Annotated in this window: 15 protein-coding genes; 8 read left to right on the forward strand and 7 right to left on the reverse strand. The window is 69.6% G+C overall.

The genetic code is table 11. The features are described 5' to 3' along the window. Positions 1-219: 219 nt before the first annotated feature. Entirely contained in the window at positions 220-822 is a 603-nt protein-coding gene (locus tag DIS04_RS05360; RefSeq protein ID WP_111412684.1) for a class I SAM-dependent methyltransferase, read from the forward strand. A gap of 188 nt (positions 823-1,010) precedes the next feature. Continuing rightward, entirely contained in the window at positions 1,011-2,135 is a 1,125-nt protein-coding gene (locus tag DIS04_RS05365; protein ID WP_111412685.1) for an aminotransferase class V-fold PLP-dependent enzyme, read from the forward strand. Positions 2,136-2,202: 67 nt separating this feature from the next. On the opposite strand, the gene DIS04_RS05370 is transcribed toward DIS04_RS05365, so the two are convergent. From DIS04_RS05370 to DIS04_RS05380, 3 genes are all read right to left on the reverse strand, one after another. Further along, positions 2,203-2,898, reverse strand: a complete 696-nt coding sequence (locus DIS04_RS05370) for a CBS domain-containing protein (protein WP_111412686.1) — start codon at positions 2,896-2,898, stop codon at positions 2,203-2,205. 163 nt (positions 2,899-3,061) lie between these two features. Further along, complete coding sequence (locus DIS04_RS05375) at positions 3,062-4,570, reverse strand: hypothetical protein (RefSeq protein WP_111412687.1); 1,509 nt, start codon at positions 4,568-4,570, stop codon at positions 3,062-3,064. A gap of 124 nt (positions 4,571-4,694) precedes the next feature. Next, a complete protein-coding gene (locus DIS04_RS05380) occupies positions 4,695-7,046 on the reverse strand; it encodes a mechanosensitive ion channel family protein (RefSeq protein WP_111412688.1) in 2,352 nt (783 codons plus the stop codon). Positions 7,047-7,174: 128 nt separating this feature from the next. Between DIS04_RS05380 and DIS04_RS05385 the strand changes: the two genes are divergently transcribed. Both DIS04_RS05385 and DIS04_RS05390 read left to right on the forward strand, forming a co-directional pair. Further along, positions 7,175-8,194: an amidoligase family protein gene (locus tag DIS04_RS05385; protein WP_111412689.1), complete on the forward strand. Its 1,020-nt coding sequence runs from the start codon at positions 7,175-7,177 to the stop codon at positions 8,192-8,194. Further along, positions 8,191-8,868, forward strand: a complete 678-nt coding sequence (locus DIS04_RS05390) for a gamma-glutamyl-gamma-aminobutyrate hydrolase family protein (RefSeq protein ID WP_111412690.1) — start codon at positions 8,191-8,193, stop codon at positions 8,866-8,868. The genes DIS04_RS05385 and DIS04_RS05390 overlap by 4 nt, the downstream gene beginning before the upstream one ends. 88 nt (positions 8,869-8,956) lie before the next feature. On the opposite strand, the gene DIS04_RS05395 is transcribed toward DIS04_RS05390, so the two are convergent. After that, entirely contained in the window at positions 8,957-9,388 is a 432-nt protein-coding gene (locus DIS04_RS05395) for an OsmC family protein (protein ID WP_111412691.1), read from the reverse strand. A 152-nt stretch (positions 9,389-9,540) separates the two neighbouring features. Between DIS04_RS05395 and DIS04_RS05400 the strand changes: the two genes are divergently transcribed. Beyond that, positions 9,541-10,428: an aldo/keto reductase gene (locus DIS04_RS05400; protein WP_111412692.1), complete on the forward strand. Its 888-nt coding sequence runs from the start codon at positions 9,541-9,543 to the stop codon at positions 10,426-10,428. Here the strand turns inward: DIS04_RS05400 and DIS04_RS05405 are convergent. Together DIS04_RS05405 and nfi are read right to left on the reverse strand one after the other, a co-directional pair. Further along, positions 10,425-10,991: a DUF1415 domain-containing protein gene (locus tag DIS04_RS05405; RefSeq protein WP_111412693.1), complete on the reverse strand. Its 567-nt coding sequence runs from the start codon at positions 10,989-10,991 to the stop codon at positions 10,425-10,427. The two genes, DIS04_RS05400 and DIS04_RS05405, sit on opposite strands and share 4 nt — an antisense overlap. A gap of 57 nt (positions 10,992-11,048) precedes the next feature. Further along, a complete protein-coding gene (nfi, locus tag DIS04_RS05410; protein ID WP_111412694.1) occupies positions 11,049-11,750 on the reverse strand; it encodes a deoxyribonuclease V in 702 nt (233 codons plus the stop codon). Positions 11,751-11,830: 80 nt separating this feature from the next. On the opposite strand from nfi, the gene DIS04_RS05415 reads away from it, so the two are divergent. The 3 genes from DIS04_RS05415 to DIS04_RS05425 all read left to right on the forward strand — a co-directional run bounded on the left by DIS04_RS05415 (position 11,831) and on the right by DIS04_RS05425 (position 16,864). Then, positions 11,831-13,108 carry an exonuclease SbcCD subunit D gene (locus DIS04_RS05415; RefSeq protein WP_111412695.1) on the forward strand — a complete coding sequence of 426 codons (1,278 nt, stop codon included), beginning with the start codon at positions 11,831-11,833 and terminating at the stop codon, positions 13,106-13,108. Beyond that, the gene (locus DIS04_RS05420) at positions 13,105-16,407 is read left to right on the forward strand and encodes an AAA family ATPase (protein ID WP_111412696.1); all 3,303 of its coding nucleotides are present in this window, start codon (positions 13,105-13,107) and stop codon (positions 16,405-16,407) included. Before DIS04_RS05415 ends, DIS04_RS05420 begins: the two co-directional genes overlap by 4 nt. Before the next feature lie 88 nt (positions 16,408-16,495). After that, the gene (locus DIS04_RS05425; RefSeq protein WP_111412697.1) at positions 16,496-16,864 is read left to right on the forward strand and encodes a YciI family protein; all 369 of its coding nucleotides are present in this window, start codon (positions 16,496-16,498) and stop codon (positions 16,862-16,864) included. A gap of 291 nt (positions 16,865-17,155) precedes the next feature. On the opposite strand, the gene DIS04_RS05430 is transcribed toward DIS04_RS05425, so the two are convergent. After that, a complete protein-coding gene (locus DIS04_RS05430) occupies positions 17,156-18,325 on the reverse strand; it encodes a mandelate racemase/muconate lactonizing enzyme family protein (protein WP_111412698.1) in 1,170 nt (389 codons plus the stop codon).

Below are 18,325 nucleotides of genomic sequence, written 5' to 3' on the forward strand. Positions count from 1 at the left end.
CCATGATACGTCTGTGCCCCGCCGAGGCGCAGGCCTGGCAGTGCGGCTGAGTGAGGCGCATCGGGGGCGGCACCTCCTCTCGTCGCCGCGCCGAAGCAGGCGCTCCATGGTAACCAAAAGCTGCCTCGAGAGGCAGGATCGGCAGGGCTCCCCTTTCACGCCGAGCCAGGCTGGCCTAGAGTGGAGGCATGTTCAGCTAAAACTGAAGGAGGAATGCCCATGGCGGTTCAAGAGCGACCCTCGGTCGTGGCAGGCCCCGAGCGACGGGCTCAACTGTCGCTGTTCGCCCGCAACTTCTTCAAGCATCCCCGCATGTTGGGCTCGATCATTCCCAGTTCCTCCTTTCTCATACGCCGCCTGCTGGAGCCAGTCGACTGGGAGCGAGCGCGAGTCATTGTCGAATACGGGCCCGGCGTGGGCACCATCACCCAGGAGATCCTCAACCGCCTTCATCCCGACGCCACCCTGGTGGTCATCGAGACCAACGGGGACTTCGTCGACTACCTCAACCGCACCCTGGTCGATCCACGGCTGAAGGTGATCGCCGGCTCGGCCGAGGCGATCGAAGCCGAGCTGGAGCGACTCGGACTGCCCGCCGCCGATTACGTCGTGGCGGGCCTGCCCTTCAGCACCATGCCGGCCGACTGCCGGGAGCGTATCCTGGCGGGCAGCCGGGCCGCCCTGGCGCCCCAGGGTTCCATGCTGATCTACCAGTTCTCGCCCAAGGTCTCCTCCGACCTGCACCAGACCTTCTCTCGCGTGGAGAGCGCCTTCGAACCCATCAACATCCCGCCAGCCAGGGTCTACTTCTGCCACAAGTAAGCCCGCCAGGCGGGCCCGCAGGCCGCCTGGCCTGCGGTACCTTCCCCCTCCCCGACAGTAGCCCCCCGACGACGAGCGCCGCGGCATTCCGCAGCCGTCGAACCGGCCCCGGCGCTGGTTCCACGCCCGCAAACCGCCTATCCTCTTGTGTCCGAATCCATCCGCCAAGCACTGCAAGGGAGAAACCCATGCCCGGCCTGTTGCCCGACGTCGACCCCGATGGCCTGCTCGAGTACTCGGTGGTCTACACCGACCGCTCGCTCAACCACATGTCCCAGCGCTTCCAGGGTGTGATGCGCGACGTGTCGGCGACGCTGAAGCGGGTCTATCGGGCCCGCAGCGCCGTGATCGTGCCCGGCAGCGGCACCTTCGGCATGGAGGCCGTGGCCCGTCAGTTCGCCACCAACCGGCACTGCCTGATCATTCGCAACGGCCAGTTCAGCTACCGCTGGTCGCAGATCCTCGAAATGGGCGCCATTGCCGCCTCGACCACCGTGCTCAAGGCGCGTCGCCTGGCACCGCAGGACCGCCAGTCACCCTTCGCCCCGGCGCCCATCGAGGAGGTCGAGCGCAGCATTCGCGAGGAGCGGCCCGGCGTGGTCTTCGCGCCCCACGTCGAGACCTCGGCCGGCCTGCTGCTGCCCGAGGATTACCTGCGCCGGGTCGCGGCGGCGGTGCATGAGGTCGACGGGCTGTTCGTGCTCGACTGCATCGCCTCGGGCACGCTGTGGCTGGACATGGAGGAGATCGGTGTCGACGTGCTGGTCAGTGCGCCGCAGAAGGGCTGGAGCGGCCTGCCCTGCTGCGGCATGGTGATGCTCTCCGGGCGAGCCCGCGAACGCATCGAGCAGACCGTCAGCACCAGTTTCGCCTGCGACCTGCGCAAGTGGCTCTCGATCATGGAGACCTACGAGAACGGCGGACACGCCTACCACGCCACCATGCCCACCGACGGCCTGGCCCGGCTGCGCGACATCATGCACGAGACCGCCGAATACGGCTTCGATCGGGTGCGCGAGGAGCAGTGGGCGCTGGGCCGCGGCGCGCGCGAGCTGCTCGCGCGCTTCGGCTACCGCAGCGTGGCGGCGCCCGGCTTCGAGGCCCCCGGGGTGGTGGTCTGCTATACCGAGGACGCCGACATCGTGGCCAGGTTCGCCGCCGCCGGCCTCCAGGTGGCCGGCGGCGTGCCGCTGATGTGCGACGAGGGCGACGACTACCGGGCCTTCCGCATCGGCCTGTTCGGGCTCGACAAGCTGCACGCCCCCGAGCGCAGCCTGGCCAACCTGGAAGCGGCGCTCGAGCGGATCGGCTGAGCCGGCGCGGCGACCCGCACGCAAGCGGGGCGGCCCGTGGCCGCCCCGCTGCTCCCATGCCCCCGTGTCAGAAGTGGCCGATGCCGCGCGGCACCATGCCGAGGTTGTTCTCCACCGACTTCACCCCCGGGGTGTTCTCGGCGGCGACCTGGACGGCCATCTTCTCCTCCTGGCTCTCCACCAGCCCCCAGACTTGCACCACGCCCTCGGTGACGATCACGTTGATGCGATCGACCCAGACCCCGGTGTTCTCGTCCACCTCCTTGAGAATCGCGTCACGGATCTGACGGTCATCGGTGGTCACCGAGGTCTGTGCATCGGGCGCCGTGGCCGAGAAGCCCCGCAGCAGGTTGGCGCGGCTGACGAGCCCCACCAGCTTGCCGTCACGCACGACCGGCACCCGCTTGATGTGATGCTTCTCCAGCAGCTTGGCCACGCGATGCAGCGGCTCGCTCTCGCTCACGGTGATGGGGTCACGGGTCATGATCTCGTGCGCCTTGCGGGCGTGGCTCTTGACGTATTCGCTGGCACTGTTGCCCCCGGAGAAGAACGACTTCAGCCACCAGGACTTGCGCGGCTCGCTGGCCCGGTCGACCCGGCGCATCAGGTCGCCCTCGCTGACGATGCCCAGGACCTGCCCCGCGGCATCCACCACGGGCACGGCGCTGATGTTGTTCTCGAGCAGCAGGCGGGCGATTTCTCGTACGTCGGCATCGGGCTCGACGGTGATCACTCTGGGAGTCATGACATCGACGGCTTGCATGGCAGCATCTCCATGAAGGGGAAGCGGGACGTTCGGGTTGTGGGCCGGTCTAACTTGAAATCTAGTTCGACTCGGCGAGGGTCACAATTCGTCGCCTGGCTTGACACTAGCAAACCGCCACCGCCATCGGCTTGACCTGGAACAACATCGCGGCCACCTCGCGTTACGCCCCGGGGGGCTCCTCGCGAGCCTGCTCACGCTCCTCGGGTCTGCCTCCCTCCTGGTGCACCTTGACCACGTCGACGACCCGCGAGCGGCTCATGACGATCTTCCAGCGCTGCAGCAGCGGTTCGCCATTGGCGACCTCCTCGCGAATCACCAGGTTGAGCAGGTGCCGCTTCTCCACCGATTCCCGCGTCACCTGGCCATCCTTGAGGCGGTAGACCCGGTGGCTGCCCTTGTCCATCAGCCGGGTCAGCTGCGACAGATCGAGCGAGACGGTCTCGCGGGTCTTCTCGTAGCCGCTGAGAAAGCGCGTCGGCGACATGCGCGAGCTGGAACGGTAGTGCAGCACCATCTCCTCGCGCTGAGCCACGTTGCGCATGCGCACCCGCTGGATCTGCTCGTCGAGCTTGCCGAAGCGCTTGTAGTCGAACCACTCGAGCTGGCGACCCACCAGCTCGTTGCTGGTGGCATCGAAGTATTGGCGCCGCCACTTGGGGCGCCCCTTGCGCAGCCAGCGCCACAGGGTGTTGCGCAGGTCGTCCTTGAACACCTCGCGCATCGCGTACAGTACCGCCATGGCCAGCACGAACAGGGCGGTGATGTTGCCCACGGTATCGCGAGCCTGCAGCAGCCCCAGCGAAACGAAGATCATCACCACGCCGGTGGCCAGCCCCTTGACCGCCTTCTGCTCCGCGCTGCCCAGCTCCTGGGTCTTCTGCTTGAGGGTCACCGGGTACTCGATGAGCCGGCGCAACAGGCGCATCTTGTTGGACATCCGCGTGGGGTCGCGAACGACGCGGCTGGCGTTGTACTCCGCCTTCTCGCGGTGCTCGCTCTCGGCCAGGCTGATCTCCAGCAGCCGCTCGCGGATGGTGCGGTAGTCCCGGCCACGCGGCAGGTGGGCCACCAGCGCCAGCAGCCGCTGCTCGGTGAACCAGGAGAGGTAGTTGTCGATGTTGGAATAGTACTTGAGCAGCCCGTCGTCGTTGGGCTGGTTGCGACGCAGGCGACGCAGGATCCCCTGGGCCAGTTCGCACAGCTCCTCGAGGCGCTCCTCCAGGCCGGCGGCCACGATGCGCTCCTGTGCCTCGCCGGCGCCAGCCCCGCTCGTCTCGCCTCCCGCCGCTTCGCCGCGCTCGCTCGTCTCGGCGTGACGCTCGGCCAGCTGCACGCGCCGCGCGGTATCCAGCAGCGACTGGGTCGCTCGTTCGAGCGCCACCACGTACTGGTAGGCGTAGAGGCTCAAGCTCAGGCGGTACTGGTCGGTGCTGAGTCGGCCGCGGCTGGCCAGGCGGCTGAGCACCAGCGGCAGGTGGTGCTTGTCGCTGTAGTAGGTGCGCTTGACGTGGATCGCGCTGTAGTAGAAGGCGTCCTCGGAGATGACGTGCTCGTTGAGACCGAGCTCGCCGGGCACGAACAGGAAGAGATCCAGGCGATGCGAGGTCTCCTCCTGCAGGACACGGGAGATCTTGAGGTGGAAGCTATCCTTGCGTTCGACGGTGATCACGTCGGCGCAGCTCCTTGTACCGGAGGCCATTGACAGGCCGAATGTTTTTCATAGTACGGGGAATGCCGGCCCGCTTTCCATCCCGGGCCGGCGCGAGGCTGGAGCGCCCTCGTCCGCGAGCGCGTCAGGAGGCGTCCGGCGAGGCGCGATGGGGGTTGCTCGCGCCTTCGGGGTCGGCGATGCCGGCCTCGCCCGGGGCCCGCCCCTTGGCATCGCGCGGGGGCGCCGTGTCACCGGCCCGCGGCTCCTCGCTCGGCAGGGCATCGCCGGGGTTGCCCTCCATGCTCACGCTCAGGCGCGGCATGCCGAGGTCGAGCCCCTCGGCCTCCATGCGCTGCTTGAGCAGCAGGTTGAAGGCACGCGCCACGTCCCACTGCATGACCGGCGCGGTGCGAAAGCGCATGCGCAGCACGGCGGCGCCCTCGTCGAAGCGGTCGATGCCCTGCATCTCCAGCGGCGACCAGATGTAGTGGCGCATCATCGGGTCCTGGCGCAGCTCCTGCGCGGTCTCGTGCATCAGGGAGATGGCATCGTCGATCTTCATGGTGTGCGGTATGCGGATGCGCATCAGCGCGATGCCGAAGTGCCGCGACATGTTGTGGATCGACTGGATGGCGCTGAAGGTGATGATGTGCAGGATGCCGTCGAGGTCGCGCAGGCGCACCGTGCGCAGGGTCAGCCCCTCGACGGTGCCCATGTGGCCGTTGATCTGGACGAAGTCGTCCACCGCCAGCGAGTCCTCGACGATGATGAAGATGCCGGTGATCAGGTCCTGCACCAGGGTCTGGGCCCCGAAGCCCACGGCCAGGCCGATGACGCCGGCACCGGCCAGCAGCGGCGTGACGTTGACCCCCAGGTTGGCCAGCCCGACGATGGCGGCGATCAGCACGATGGTGGCGAACATCACGTTGCGGATCATCGGCGTGATGGTCTGGGCCCGCGCCTGGTTGACCCGCCTCCCCCGCGAGCGGGCGGACGAGACCAGCGCGCGCTGGATGGCGGTGTCGGCGAAGATCCAGGCCAGCCAGGCCAGCAGCACCGTGAAGCCCAGTGCCAGCAGGGCCTGGCCGATACGCACGCCGGCCACCCCCTCGCGGCCCAGGCCGAACAGCGAGCCGCCCCACACCTGCAGCGTGAGTTCGGCAAAGACGATCCAGGCCACCATGTGCGAGAGCGCATAGCCGAAGCGCTCGAGGCGCCGGCGGTACTCGCTGATGCGGCGGCGCCGGCTGCGGCGCTCGCTGTGGCGCTGGATCAGGCCGGTGATCACCAGCGTCAGCACCAGCAGCGCCGCGGAGATGATCGAGCGCGCCAGCGCGCCCCCCACATCGCCCACGGTGACGAAGATCGCCAGCAGCGAGACCACCACGATCAGCAGCGCCGGCACGTGCCAGAGCTCGCCGACGATGCGCGCCAGCTCGATGCCGGTGCCGCCCTCGCGGCGCACGCGCCAGGCGCGGTTGCGGATCAGATGCTTGATCGGGCGCTTGAACCTGAGAATGAAGCGAATGCTGAGCAGGGCCGCCAGCATGTTGGCGAGCACCGAGCCCAGCGCCGCCAGTTCCTCCCCCACGATCAGGGAGAGCCGCGCGGCGTTGAGCGCATCGCCCAGCGCAATCAGCGCACCGATCACGAACAGCAGGCGCAGCCCGCGCTGCTGCAGGATCAGGACGGCGGGAAAACGATGCCCGCGGGTGAACACCGAGACCACGCACTCGACCACCACCGACAGGGTGCGGCCACACAGCGCCAGGTAGGCGATGATCAGCGCCAGCGTGCGCCCCGGACTGGGCGGCAGTACCTGAGCCAGCCCCATGCTCAGGACGAAAGCGAGCGCCCACGGCAGCATGCGGCGCAGGAAGTGCAGCGCCAGCAACCAGCCGCGCGGCTCCCGTGGCAGGTCGAGTGGCAGCCCCTGGCGCACGAACAGCAGCCTGCCCAGGGCGATCAGGATCACCAGCGCCCCGGCCCAGATGCCGAGCAGCACGGCGCTGTTGACGGCCAGGCGCGCCATCTCGCCGGTCCCGGACTCCACCACCAGGGCGCTGAGCTCCGACCAGCCCTGCTCGAGCTGACGCTGCCAGTCGTCGATCGGCGACTCGCCGGCCTCGGCCTGGTCGCCCAGCTCGCTGAACGTCTCGGCCAGGGCGCCGAGCAGCCCCTGGCGCTGGATGGCGTCATCGGCGCCGCTCTCCCCCTGGGCCTGGCGAATCCCGCGCAGCTCGTCGAGCAGGGCATCACGACGCTCGTCGTCCTCCAGGGTGGCGATCACGTCGTCCAGCGACTCCTGGAACGACTCGGCGTCGTGCGCTTCTGCCTCGGCCGTCTCGTCCTGACCCAGCCCGCCAAGCGACAGCGACTGCGCCTGCAGCGAGCTCCCGGCGCCGGCCAGCAGCAGCATCAACGACAGCAGCGCGAAGCGGATCGCGGCCCCGATCCAGGCACCGTCTCCGACGCGGCTCAGTCCTCCTGGCATGGCATTGCACTCCCTTGTCCATTCTGCATGGCCTAGGGACAACAGTAGAACAGGGACGCTCCCTGACGGCTTGCCACCGCACTGTGCTAGGCTGGCGTTCAGACTCTCGAGTCGCACAGGATGCCTTCATGCTGCCGCAATCACCACCCGAGCCTCTGAATGTCCATGGCAGGACCCGGCGGGTAGGCGCCGAGATCGAGTTTGCCGGCCTTCCTCCCCAACAGACCGGCGAACTGGTCCGCAACCTGTTCGGCGGCGAACTGAAGCTGGTCAGCCCCCATCGGCTGCGAGTCGAGGCCACCCGCTGGGGAGACTTCGTCATCGAACTCGATACCCAGTACGCCCACCCCGATGCCAGGCTGCTGGAGGCGTTGCCGCGGCACGACACCGAGTGGGAGCGCCAGCGCCACCAGATGCGCCTGGACTTCCACAACAAGACCCGTGAGCTGATCGGCGATGTGGTCACGGGCCTGGTACCGACCGAGATCGTCTGTCCGCCGGTGCCCTGGAACGAGCTCGCCGAGCTCGACGCGCTGTTCGCGGCCCTTCACGATCACGGCGCCAAGGGCACCGATGCCAGCCTGCTGTACGGCTTCGGCCTGCACCTCAACCCCGAGGTGGCCAACCTCGAACCCGACTCCATCCTCCGGCACTTCCGCGCCTTCCTGCTGCTGGCGGGCTGGCTGCGCAAGGAGATCGACATCGACATCACGCGAGAGGTGCTGCCGCACGCCAATCCGTTTCCCAAGCACTATGCCCTCAAGGTGCTCGACGCGGACTATGCCCCCGACCTCGACACGCTGATCGCCGACTACATCAGCTTCAACCCGACGCGCAATCGTGAGCTGGACCTCTACCCGCTGTTCGCCCACCTGCGCCCGGACTACCCCGACGAGCTGTTCCGCAACCACCTGGTCAAGCCTCGCCCGACCTTCCACTACCGCTTGCCCAACGCCCAGCTCTCCCAGCGCGGCTGGGGCGCCGTGGTGGAGTGGAATCGCTGGGTGGCGGTGGAACGCCTCGCCGCCGACCGCAAGGAGCTCAACGGCCGCGCCAGCCGCTACGTCACCCTGCACACGCAATCGCTCCTGACCCGCATGGCCGGCAGGCTGAGGACCTGGATCAGGGAGGTCCGCTCCCCCTCATGACGCGCCCCCTCATCGGTATCACCACGTCGGACTACAAGAGCCGTATCGCCTGGTGGTTCGACTGGTTCGCCGTGTGGCGGCACGGCGGACGGCCGCTGCGCCTCTCCCCTTCCCGGCCTCTGCCCGAGGCGCTCGACGGGCTGATCATCGGCGGCGGCGACGACATCCAGGCCCACCTCTACGGCGGCGAGGTGCAGCTCGACGTGCGCCTCGACCCCCAGCGCGACGAGCTGGAACTCGAGCTGATGGAGCGGTTCATTCCGCAGGGCAAGCCGGTGCTGGGGATCTGCCGCGGCGCACAGATGCTCAACGTGCATCTCGGTGGCACGCTGGATGCCGACATCTACACCACCCACGAGGGGCTCAAGCGGCGACGCACGGTGCTGCCGCGCAAGACGGTGGACATCGTGGCGGACACCCAGTTGCACCGCATCCTCAAGGTGAGCTGGTGCCGCATCAACAGCCTGCATCACCAGGCCGTGCAGGAGGCGGGGCACGGCATCGACATCGTCGCCCGCGACCGCGACGGCCTGGTGCAGGGTATCGAGTCGCGCGACCACGACTTCCTGATCGGCGTGCAGTGGCACCCGGAGTGGCTGGTCTTCAATCGCCCCCAGCAGCGGCTGGTCCGCGCCCTGGTCGAGGCGGCGCGCCGCAGAATGGCCGTCACCTAGGCGCGCACGAATGGCTCAGGCGGGCGCTGCGAGAACGGCGCCGGCGCGGCCACCCGGAGGGCGACCGCCGGCGAGCCGCCGCGCTCGCTCAGTTCTCGAGCGCGGCGTCCAGGGTGATCTCGGCGTTGAACAGCTTGGAGACCGGGCACCCTTCCTTGGCCTTGTCGGCCGCTCCCTGGAAGGCGGCAGGATCGGCGCCGGGGCTGCGTACCCGGGTGGTGAGATGCACCCTGGTGATGCTGAAGCCGTCGGCATCCTGTTCGAGGGTCACGCTGGCCTCGGTGGCGATGCGCTCGGGGGTCAGCCCGGCCTCGCCCATGATCATCGACAGCGCCATGGAGTAGCAGCTGGCGTGGGCCGCCCCGATCAGTTCCTCCGGGTTGGAGCCAGGCTCGCCCTCGAAGCGCTTGCCGAAGCTGTAGGGCTGGTCCTTGAGGGCGCCGCTCTGGGTCGAGACCTGACCCTTGCCCTCTTTCAGGCTACCCTCCCAGACAGCGCTACCGGTTTTCTTGATGCTCATGTGGGTCGACTCCTTGCGATAAGAGAACTGGCCATAGGATTGCAGGACAACGCCGACGCGCGCTGCCCTCCCTCACCATAGCGCATGGGCTTGTCTTCGCCATCCCCTTCTCGCAACAATATGGAAAAATTTTCCAAAAAGAGGCCGACATCATGTCTCGACTCGCCCCCCATGTCACCCTGGGCCCGACCGACAGCTTACCCGCCACCGACCTGCCGGCCATCGGCCAGGGCACCTGGTACATGGGCGAGGGAAACGCCCCCCGCCGCGACGAGGTGCGTGCCCTGCAGCAGGGCCTGGAGCTGGGCTTGCGACTGATCGACACCGCCGAGATGTACGCCGACGGCGGCGCCGAGGAGGTGGTCGGCGAGGCGCTGGCAGGCCGCCGCGACCAGGCCTTCCTGGTCTCCAAGGTCTACCCCTGGAACGCCGGGCGCGACAGTGCCGTCGCCGCCTGCGAGCGCAGCCTGAAGCGGCTCGGCACCGACCATCTCGACCTCTACCTGCTGCACTGGCCCGGCAGCATTCCGCTCGAGGAGACGCTGGAGGCCTTCCAGCGGCTGCGCGAGCAGGGCAAGATCCGCCGCTTCGGCGTCTCCAACTTCGACGTGGAGGAGCTCGAGTCGCTGGCGGCGCTGCCGGGCGGCGACGCCTGCGCGGTGAACCAGGTGCTCTACCACCTGGGCTCGCGCGGCATCGAGCATGCCCTGCGCCCGCTGATGCGCCGCCTCGACATGCCGCTGATGGCCTACTCGCCGCTGGCCCAGGCCGGCCGGCTGCGCCAGGACCTGTTCGCGCATCCGGTGGTGCGCGACGTGGCCGACGGGCTCGGCATCTCCCCGGGGCAGCTGCTGCTGGCCTGGGCGATTCGCCCCGTCGAGGGCCGGCGCGAGGTCATCGCCATTCCCAAGGCGGTCCGTCCGGAGCACGTCGAACAGAACGCCGCGGCGCTGGCGGTGGAACTCGACGACGACGCCCTGGCCCGGCTCGACGAGGCCTTTCCGTCTCCCGGCCGCAAGGTGCCGCTGGATATCGTCTAGTCGCTGTCCGCCGCCTGCGCGCGCAGCGCCGCCAGCTCGGCGGCCAGCGGCTCGGCGCCGAGCCGACGCATCGCCTCGATATTGCGCTCGGGAATCGCCTCGGGGTCGGGATAGTGCGCCAGGGCCCGCTCCAGACCCGCCTCGCGCAGCAGATGCAGCATCGGCCAGGGCGAGCGGTTGGTGAAGTTGCCCGGGTCGTCCGCTTCGCTGCCGTCGAAGCAGTAGTCGGGATGGAAGCTGGCCAGCTGGTAGGTTCCCTCGTAGCCCTGCTCGACCAACAGCGCCTCGGCCACGGCGAGGAAATCGAGATAGTCGTCGAAGTCCTCCAGGCCCGGGCGCCATACCAGCAGCGTGGTCTCGATGGCGGGCGTGGCGTCGAGCCGGCGACATTCGTCGATGAGCGCCTCGAGGGCGGGCTCCCATGACGTTGCCGCCACCTCGACGAAGCGGATGGCGTCGCGCGCCAGTTCGCGGCCGGCAAAGGGGCAGACGTCGCGGGCGACGACGAAGCGCTCGACCCAGGCACGGGTGGCGGCGCAGGCGGGCGTCAGGGAGTCAGGCATTGGCAGGCTCGGAAGAGGGTGAGACGCCAGTATACCCGAGCCAGCCGCGGACCGGCGTCAATCCGCCGGTCGCGGCATCGGCCCGCGGCGCGAGGCCAGCCGGTCGGCCAGCCGGGTCGGCTCCGGCAGCTTGGTGCGGCCCAGGCACCGCACCACCCAGTCGAGCGAGGTCGCGAGGCTGATGCGGTGCCCCAGCGAGACGAACAGCGGCTTGACGCCCGCTCGCGTGCGCAGCACCGCACCGATCGTCTCGCCGCGGTGGCGCAGCGGGGTCCATTCGCCGCGCGTCTCGGGCACCGCGTCGTGCACCCCGCACAGCCGCGACTTGGCCACCCCGACGGTCGGCAGGTCGAGCCATAGCCCCAGGTGCGAAGCCACGCCGAGGCGCCGCGGGTGGGCGATGCCCTGGCCGTCGACCATCACCAGCTCGGGGCGCGTCGCAAGCTTGCCGAAGGCCGCCAGCGCCGCCGGAATCTCGCGGAAGGAGAGCAGTCCCGGGATATAGGGCATCCGCGTCGGTTCGCGATGCACGATCTGCTCCACGATCTCCAGCCCGGCGAGCGGGTCGCCGGGCCAGGCCAGCACCACCACGGCCGCCCGGGTGATCTCGCCCCCCTGTTCGAAGCCGATGTCGACCCCGGCGACATGACGCACCGGCGCCAGGCGGTCCTCGCGCTCGATACGACCGGCCAAGCGCTTCTGCAGCGCAATGGCCTGCTCCGGCGTCAGGTTCCAGTCGTGCAAGTTGGCGTCGGACATCCCTGGCCTCCTGTTTCGTCCCTGAGTCTGGCGTAGACTATCGCCCAGCTTAGCCGCAAGCCACCGCCGCAGGGGACTCGATGAAACTCCTCCACACCGCCGACTGGCACCTGGGCCAGACCTTCCACGGCCAGGAGCGCCACGCCGAACATCGTGCCTTCCTCGCCTGGCTGCTCGATACCCTCGTCGCCCGCGAGGCCGACGCCCTGCTGGTGGCCGGCGATGTCTTCGACGTGGTCAACCCGTCGCTGCAGGCGCAGGCCCTGCTCTACGACTTCATCGTCAGCGCCCACGAGCGCCTGCCGGCGCTCGACATCGTGCTGATCGCCGGCAACCACGACAGCGGCAACCGCATCGAGCTGCCGGCGCCGCTGATGCGCCGCCTGCGCGCCCACGCCCTGGGCCGGGTGCGCTGGCTGGACGACGGCACGCTCGACGTCGAGCGCCTGCTGCTGCCGCTTGCCGACGCCAGCGGCGAGACCCGCGCCTGGTGCCTGGCGCTGCCCTTCCTGCGCCCCGCCGAGGTCACCGGTATCGACCGTGCCCGGCCCGACGGCGAAGGAGCCGACAACCGCAACGACTACGTGGCCGGCATTTCCCGCGTCCACGAGCAGCTGATCGCCGCCGCCCGCGCGCGCCGCCAACCCGGCCAGGCGCTGGTCGCCATGAGCCACGCCCACCTGCACGGCGCCGCCGTTTCCGAGGCCAGCGAGCGGCCCATCGTGATCGGCGGCGAGGAGGCGATCTCCGCCGGGCTCTTTCCCTCCGACATCGCCTACGTGGCGCTGGGTCACCTGCACCGCGCCCAGCAAGTGGGCGAGGCACGCATTCGCTACAGCGGCAGCCCCCTGCCGCTCGACTTCAGCGAAGTGAACTACCCCCACCAGGTCGTCGAAGCGGTACTGGAGGGCGAGACCCTCGCCGCGACGGAGGCGATAGCCGTGCCGCGACCGGTGGCCATGCATCGCATCGGCCCCGGGGAGCTCGAGAAGGTCTTGGCCGAGCTCATGGCGCTGCCCGACGACCCGAGCCAGCCTAGGGAGCAGTGGCCCTGGCTGGAGGTGCGCGTCGAACTCACTGCCCCGGTGCCCGACCTGCGCGCCCGGGTGGAAGCGGCGCTGGGGGGCAAGGCCGTGCGCCTGCTGCGCCTGGAGCGGCGCCTGCCCCAGCGCGAGGGTGAAGGCTCGGTGGAGCGGGTCGACCTGGAACAGCTGGGGCCGCGTCGGCTGTTCGAGCGCACCTGGGAAGGCCGCTGGGGCGAGCCGCCGGCCGCCGACGTGCTGGCCGACTTCGACCGGCTGCTGCAGGACCTGCTCGACGGCGACGACGAGGACGCCGCCGGGGAGGGACGTCCATGAAGATCCTCGCCCTGCGCCTGGCCAACCTGGCCTCCCTGCCCGGCCCGCTGGAGCTCGACTTCACCGCGCCGCCGCTCGGCGATGCCGGCCTGTTCGCCATCACCGGCCCCACCGGCGCCGGCAAGAGTACCCTGCTCGACGCCCTGTGCCTGGCGCTCTACGGCAGCACCCCGCGGCTGCGCCAGGCCCCCGGTCGCGACGCCCCGCTGCCCGACGTGGAGGGCGAAACGGTGAGCACCGCCGACCCGCGTACCCTGCTGCGCCGGGGTACCGCCAGCGGCCATGCCGAGGTCGACTTCCTCGGCCGCGACGGCCGCCGCTACCGCGCCCGCTGGGCCGTGCGCCGCGCCCGCGAGAAAGCCGGCGGCCGCCTGCAGGCCGTCGAGCAGTCACTCATCGACCTCGACGACGAGCGCCTGCTCACCGCCCAGAAGCGCGAGTTCGACCGCCTGCTGCCGGAGCGCCTGGGGCTCACCTTCGACCAGTTCACCCGCGCCGTGCTGCTGGCCCAGAGCGAGTTCGCCGCCTTCCTCAAGGCCGACGACAACGAGCGCAGCGACCTGCTGGAACGCCTGACCGGCACCGCCGAGTACTCGCGGATCTCGATCGCCGCCTACCGCCGCGCCAGCGAGGCCCGGAAGCGCGTCGATGCGCTCGAAACCCGGCTCGCCGACGACCTGCCCGCCGAGCCAGAGGCCCGCACCGAGCTGGAGCGTCAAGCCGAAGTGGCCGAGGGCGCACTGGCCGCTCTGCAACAGCAGGCCAAGCGCCTGGAGGCTTCCCGGCAGTGGCACATCGCCGATGAGCGGCTGCACCAGGCCTACACCGAGGGGCTTGGCCAGCGCCGCGCTGCCGAGGCGCACTGGCACGCGCTGGCCGAGTCCCGCGCCGACCGCGAGTGCCGCCGCCTGCTCGCCCCCCAGCGCCACCGCCTGCTGCGCCAGGCCGCCTTGCCGGGCGAGATCGCCACGCTGGAAGGGGCGCATCGCCGGACCCTGCAGGCCCTGGACCAGGCTCGGACCACCCAGCAGGCTGCCCAGCGCGAACGCGACCGGGCCGTGCGCGGGCTGACCGAGGCCAGCGAGGCCCGCCAGCAGGCCGAGCCCCTGCTACGCCAGGCGCGCGAGCAGGCCCAGGCACTGGCCACCCTCGAACGACAGCTGGCCGAATGCGAGACGCAGCAGCGCGACCTGGCCCAGCAGGCGCGACGGCTGGCCGAGCAGCGCCACGAAGCCGACACCAGGCAGCGCGAGAATCGGCGCCAGCATGAGCAGTGGCAGGCTACCCTGCGCCAGCTGATGGGCCACCACGAGCGGCTCGACGCCGCGCGCCAGGCCGCCCAGTTGGCCCACGACCAGGCCGCTCGCCGCCACCTCTCCCTGACCGAGCTGGAAAGCCGCTGGCACGAATCCCTGCGTGCCGAGCTGGCCCAGCGCCAGCTGAGCGAGCGCCTGGCCGCCGACGACAAGCGCCGAACCGAGCTGGCCGCCCTGGGCAAGGCCGCCCGTGACCGGCTCGACGAGCGCGAAGGTCACTACCGCACCCTGCACGACTTCATCGAGCGCAGCCGAGCCGCCCGCAGCGAGAGCGTGGTGCGCCTGCGCGAAGGGCTGCGCGCGAGTGCCCCCTGCCCGGTCTGCGGCGGGCTGGAGCACCCCTACCGCCACCGGCCGCCCGCCACGCCCGAGGCGGCACAGCTCGCCGCCCAGCAGGCTCAGGAGCAGCAGCAGCTGAGCGAGGCCCGTCAGGGGTGGGAACAGGCCCAGCGGGAGCGCGACGCGCTCGAGGGCGAGTACCGTGCCGTCACGGCGACGATGACCCGCTGTCGCCAGGAACTGCTGGAGGTTGAAGCGCGCCTGGCCCAGGCCCGCCTGGCATTCGCCGAGCACCCGCTTGGCGGCGAGCTGGCCGCCATCGCTGCCGCCGAACGCGACGCCTGGCTCGCCCACCAGCGCGAGCGCAGCGACACCGAACGAAGGCAGCAGGAGCAGACCCTGCAGGCCCTCGCCCGCGCCGAGACCGAGCTGGCCCCGCTCGCGGAAGCGCTGCGCCAGGGCGAACTCGGGCTCGCCCAGCTCGAGGCCAGGCGGGTCGCGCTCGACGAGGAGCTGAACCGACAGGCGGAACGGCTGCCGCCGCTGCGCCGGCAGCGTGACGCCATGGTCGACACGCTCAAGACCCTGCTCGGCGAGCACGCCTCGGCCGACGCCTGGCAGCAGGCGCTCGACGCCCGTCAGGACGCCGCCCGCCAGCAACGCGACCAGGCCATCGAACGCTGCCACCTGGCCGAACGGGAACAGGCGCGGCTCATCCAGCAGGCCAACCACGAGGCCGAGCGCATCGAGCTGCTCATTCAGGAGGGCGCCACGCTGGAGCGGGAGCTGGCCGAGTGGCGCCGGGCCCACCCGCCGCTGGACGACGCCACCCTGGCCCGGCTGCTGGCGCAGCCCGAGGCTGAAGCCGAACGCCAGGAGCGCGAACTGAATGAGGCCGACGAAGCGCGCCAGCGCACCGAGGCAAGCCTGGCCGAGCGTCGCCATGCCCTGCTCGAGCATCGCCGCGGACAGGCGCTGGCCAATGACGACAGCGACGATGCGTTACTGAGTGAAGACGTCGAAACGGAGATCGTCGGTCGTGGGGAAGCGCTCGTCGCCGAGCGGCAGGCCCTCGAGCCCAGGTTGGCGGCAGCCCAGCAACGGCGCGACGAGGCGATCCACGCCCTGCGCGACGACGACCGTCGCCGCGCGCGCCAGCAGGCGGGCCAGGCCGAACTGGAAGCGGCCCGCCGCGAACAGGTGCGCTGGGGACGCATCAGCGAGCTGATCGGCTCCGCCGACGGCAAGGCCTTCCGCCGCATCGCCCAGGCCTACAACCTGGATCAGCTGCTGGAGCACGCCAACGTCCACCTGGGCGGGCTCAGCCGACGCTATCGGCTGGCCCGGGGCGGCAGCGGACTCGGCCTGCTGGTGGTGGACCGCGACATGGGCGACGAGCGCCGCTCGGTACACTCGCTCTCCGGCGGCGAGACCTTCCTCGTCTCGCTGGCGCTGGCCCTGGGGCTCGCCTCCATGGCCTCGGGCGAGCTCGCCATCGAATCGCTGTTCATCGACGAAGGCTTCGGCAGCCTCGACCCGCAGTCGCTGGCGCTGGCCATGGAAGCGCTCGACGGCCTGCAGGCGCTGGGCCGACGCGTCGGCGTGATCTCCCACGTGCAGGAGATGCACGAGCGCATTCCGGTGCAGATCCAGGTGGAACCGCTGGGCAACGGCACCAGCCGCGCGAGGCTGGTCAGCCTTTGACGTCTCGTCGCCCTTCACGGCCCATTGCGCCCGGCCTATCCCTTGCGTCATCGTCTACAAGACAGCATTCCAAACGTGAGGGTCTCCCATGAAGTACCTTTGCCTCGCCTATGAGGAAGAGCGAATATTCAGCGAAATGACGGAGGCCCAGTGGCATGAGCTACTACAGGAAACCCTGGATTATGTGGCCGACCTGCAGAGACGAGGCAAGCTGGTCCAGACCAACGCCCTGCAGAGCGCCACCAAGGCTCACACCCTGAGCGTTCGTGATGACAAACTCACCATGACCGATGGGCCCTTTGCCGAGACCAAGGAACAGCTAGGCGGCTTCTTCCTGATCGAGGTCGCATCAGAAGAGGAAGCCTTGGAGATTGCTGCCGGCTGGCCGTCAGCGCGACTTGGCACCATCGAGGTGAGGCCCGTCGAGGAGGCATTGAGACCTGAAAGCCGCTACTGAGCGGGTTATCCTCCTCCCCTAACTCGACGACAACCGGCATCGGCTCCACGCTTCGCACCGTTCAGCCAACCTGGCGGTCAGTGGGCTTTGTGGGACGGTTTCCCAGGCTCGCACCTCGATGGGTTTCGGCCTCTGCCGCCTGAGGAGGCTGTCAGCGCCATGAAGAAATGCCGTCACGGCTGCATGGCCTCAAAAGAGACGCCCGTTGCTGGGGCGTCTCTGTCACATCACAGCTCTTCCCAGGCTTACGCCAGGTCGAAGCGGCCGGTATACAGCGCCTCTTTCCCCGCCTCAGAGCGACAGGTGCCTGTCGAACACGGCCATCAGCTCGCGCTTGTCCTCGAAGCCGATTCCCGGCATGGCGGGCAGCGCCACCTGCCCGTTCTCGACCGGGGTGGAATCGGCGAAGCCGCCGAAGGGGGCGAATACGCGCGGGTAGGATTCGTTGCCGCCCAGCTTGAGCCCGGCGGCGATCTGCAGGGCGAACTGGTGGCCGCCGTGGGGAATGCATCGCCTCGGCGACCAGCCATGCCGACGAAGCTCATCGAGCATGCGCAGGTACTCGACCAGGCCATAGCCGAGCACCGGGTCCATCTGCAGGATGTCGCGGTCGGGCCGCATGCCGCCATAGCGCAGCAGATTGCGCACGTCATGATGCGAGAACAGGTTCTCGCCGGTGGCCATGGGGGCCGAGTAGTGTTCCCCGAGCTGCTGCTGCAGCGCGTAGTCGAGTGGATCGCCCGCCTCCTCGTACCAGCGCACGCCATAGGGGGCCAGCCCTTCGCCGAAGGCCAGCGCGGTTCGCAGGTCGAAGCGGCCGTTGGCGTCGACCGCCAGGCGCCCGGCCTCCCCCACCACCTCGATGGCCGCCTCGACCCGGGCCAGGTCCTCGGCCAGCGGCACGCCGCCGATCTTCATCTTGGTGCAGGTGTAGCCCATGCCCAGATAGTCGCGCATCTCCTCCTGCAGCGCGCTCGTCTGCTTGTCCGGGTAGTAGTAGCCCCCCGCGGCGTAGACCGCGACCCGCGGATCCGCGACACCGTCGCCGTAGCGTTCGGCCAGCAGCTCGGCCAGCGGGCGGTTCTCGACCTTGGCCACGATGTCCCACACCGCCATGTCGATGATGCCCACCGCCACGGAGCGCTCGCCGTGGCCGCCCGGCTTCTCGTTGGCCATCAGCACGTCCCACAGGCGAAAGGGGTCGAGATTGTCACCGCTGTCATCGAGCAGCGAGGCCGGGGCGGCCTCGCGCAGCCGCGGCAGGAAGCGCTCGCGCAGCAGCCCGCTCTGGGCGTAGCGGCCGTTGGAGTTGAAGCCGTAGCCGACCACCTGGCGGCCGTCGATCCTGGCGTCGGTATACAGCGCCAGGACGGAAACATCCATCCTGGCGAAGGAGATGTAGGCATTGGCAATGTCGGAGGCAATCGAAACCCTGGCCTCGCGTATGTCGGTGATTCTCAT

It is taken from the genome of Billgrantia lactosivorans, assembly GCF_003254665.1.
Taxonomy (GTDB): Bacteria; Pseudomonadota; Gammaproteobacteria; order Pseudomonadales; family Halomonadaceae; genus Halomonas; species Halomonas lactosivorans.

Excerpts from the sequence above, each read along its gene's own strand:
- DIS04_RS05415 (WP_111412695.1), top strand. The coding sequence starts at position 11,831 with ATGAAACTCCTCCACACCGCCGACTGGCACCTGGGCCAGACCTTCCAC.
- DIS04_RS05380 (WP_111412688.1), bottom strand. The coding sequence starts at position 7,046 with ATGCCAGGAGGACTGAGCCGCGTCGGAGACGGTGCCTGGATCGGGGCC.
- DIS04_RS05370 (WP_111412686.1), bottom strand. The coding sequence starts at position 2,898 with ATGCAAGCCGTCGATGTCATGACTCCCAGAGTGATCACCGTCGAGCCC.
- nfi (WP_111412694.1), bottom strand. The coding sequence starts at position 11,750 with ATGTCCGACGCCAACTTGCACGACTGGAACCTGACGCCGGAGCAGGCC.
- DIS04_RS05420 (WP_111412696.1), top strand. The coding sequence starts at position 13,105 with ATGAAGATCCTCGCCCTGCGCCTGGCCAACCTGGCCTCCCTGCCCGGC.
- DIS04_RS05425 (WP_111412697.1), top strand. The coding sequence starts at position 16,496 with ATGAAGTACCTTTGCCTCGCCTATGAGGAAGAGCGAATATTCAGCGAA.
- DIS04_RS05365 (WP_111412685.1), top strand. The coding sequence starts at position 1,011 with ATGCCCGGCCTGTTGCCCGACGTCGACCCCGATGGCCTGCTCGAGTAC.
- DIS04_RS05430 (WP_111412698.1), bottom strand. The coding sequence starts at position 18,325 with ATGAGAATCACCGACATACGCGAGGCCAGGGTTTCGATTGCCTCCGAC.
- DIS04_RS05390 (WP_111412690.1), top strand. The coding sequence starts at position 8,191 with ATGACGCGCCCCCTCATCGGTATCACCACGTCGGACTACAAGAGCCGT.
- DIS04_RS05385 (WP_111412689.1), top strand. The coding sequence starts at position 7,175 with ATGCTGCCGCAATCACCACCCGAGCCTCTGAATGTCCATGGCAGGACC.
- DIS04_RS05400 (WP_111412692.1), top strand. The coding sequence starts at position 9,541 with ATGTCTCGACTCGCCCCCCATGTCACCCTGGGCCCGACCGACAGCTTA.
- DIS04_RS05360 (WP_111412684.1), top strand. The coding sequence starts at position 220 with ATGGCGGTTCAAGAGCGACCCTCGGTCGTGGCAGGCCCCGAGCGACGG.
- DIS04_RS05405 (WP_111412693.1), bottom strand. The coding sequence starts at position 10,991 with ATGCCTGACTCCCTGACGCCCGCCTGCGCCGCCACCCGTGCCTGGGTC.
- DIS04_RS05395 (WP_111412691.1), bottom strand. The coding sequence starts at position 9,388 with ATGAGCATCAAGAAAACCGGTAGCGCTGTCTGGGAGGGTAGCCTGAAA.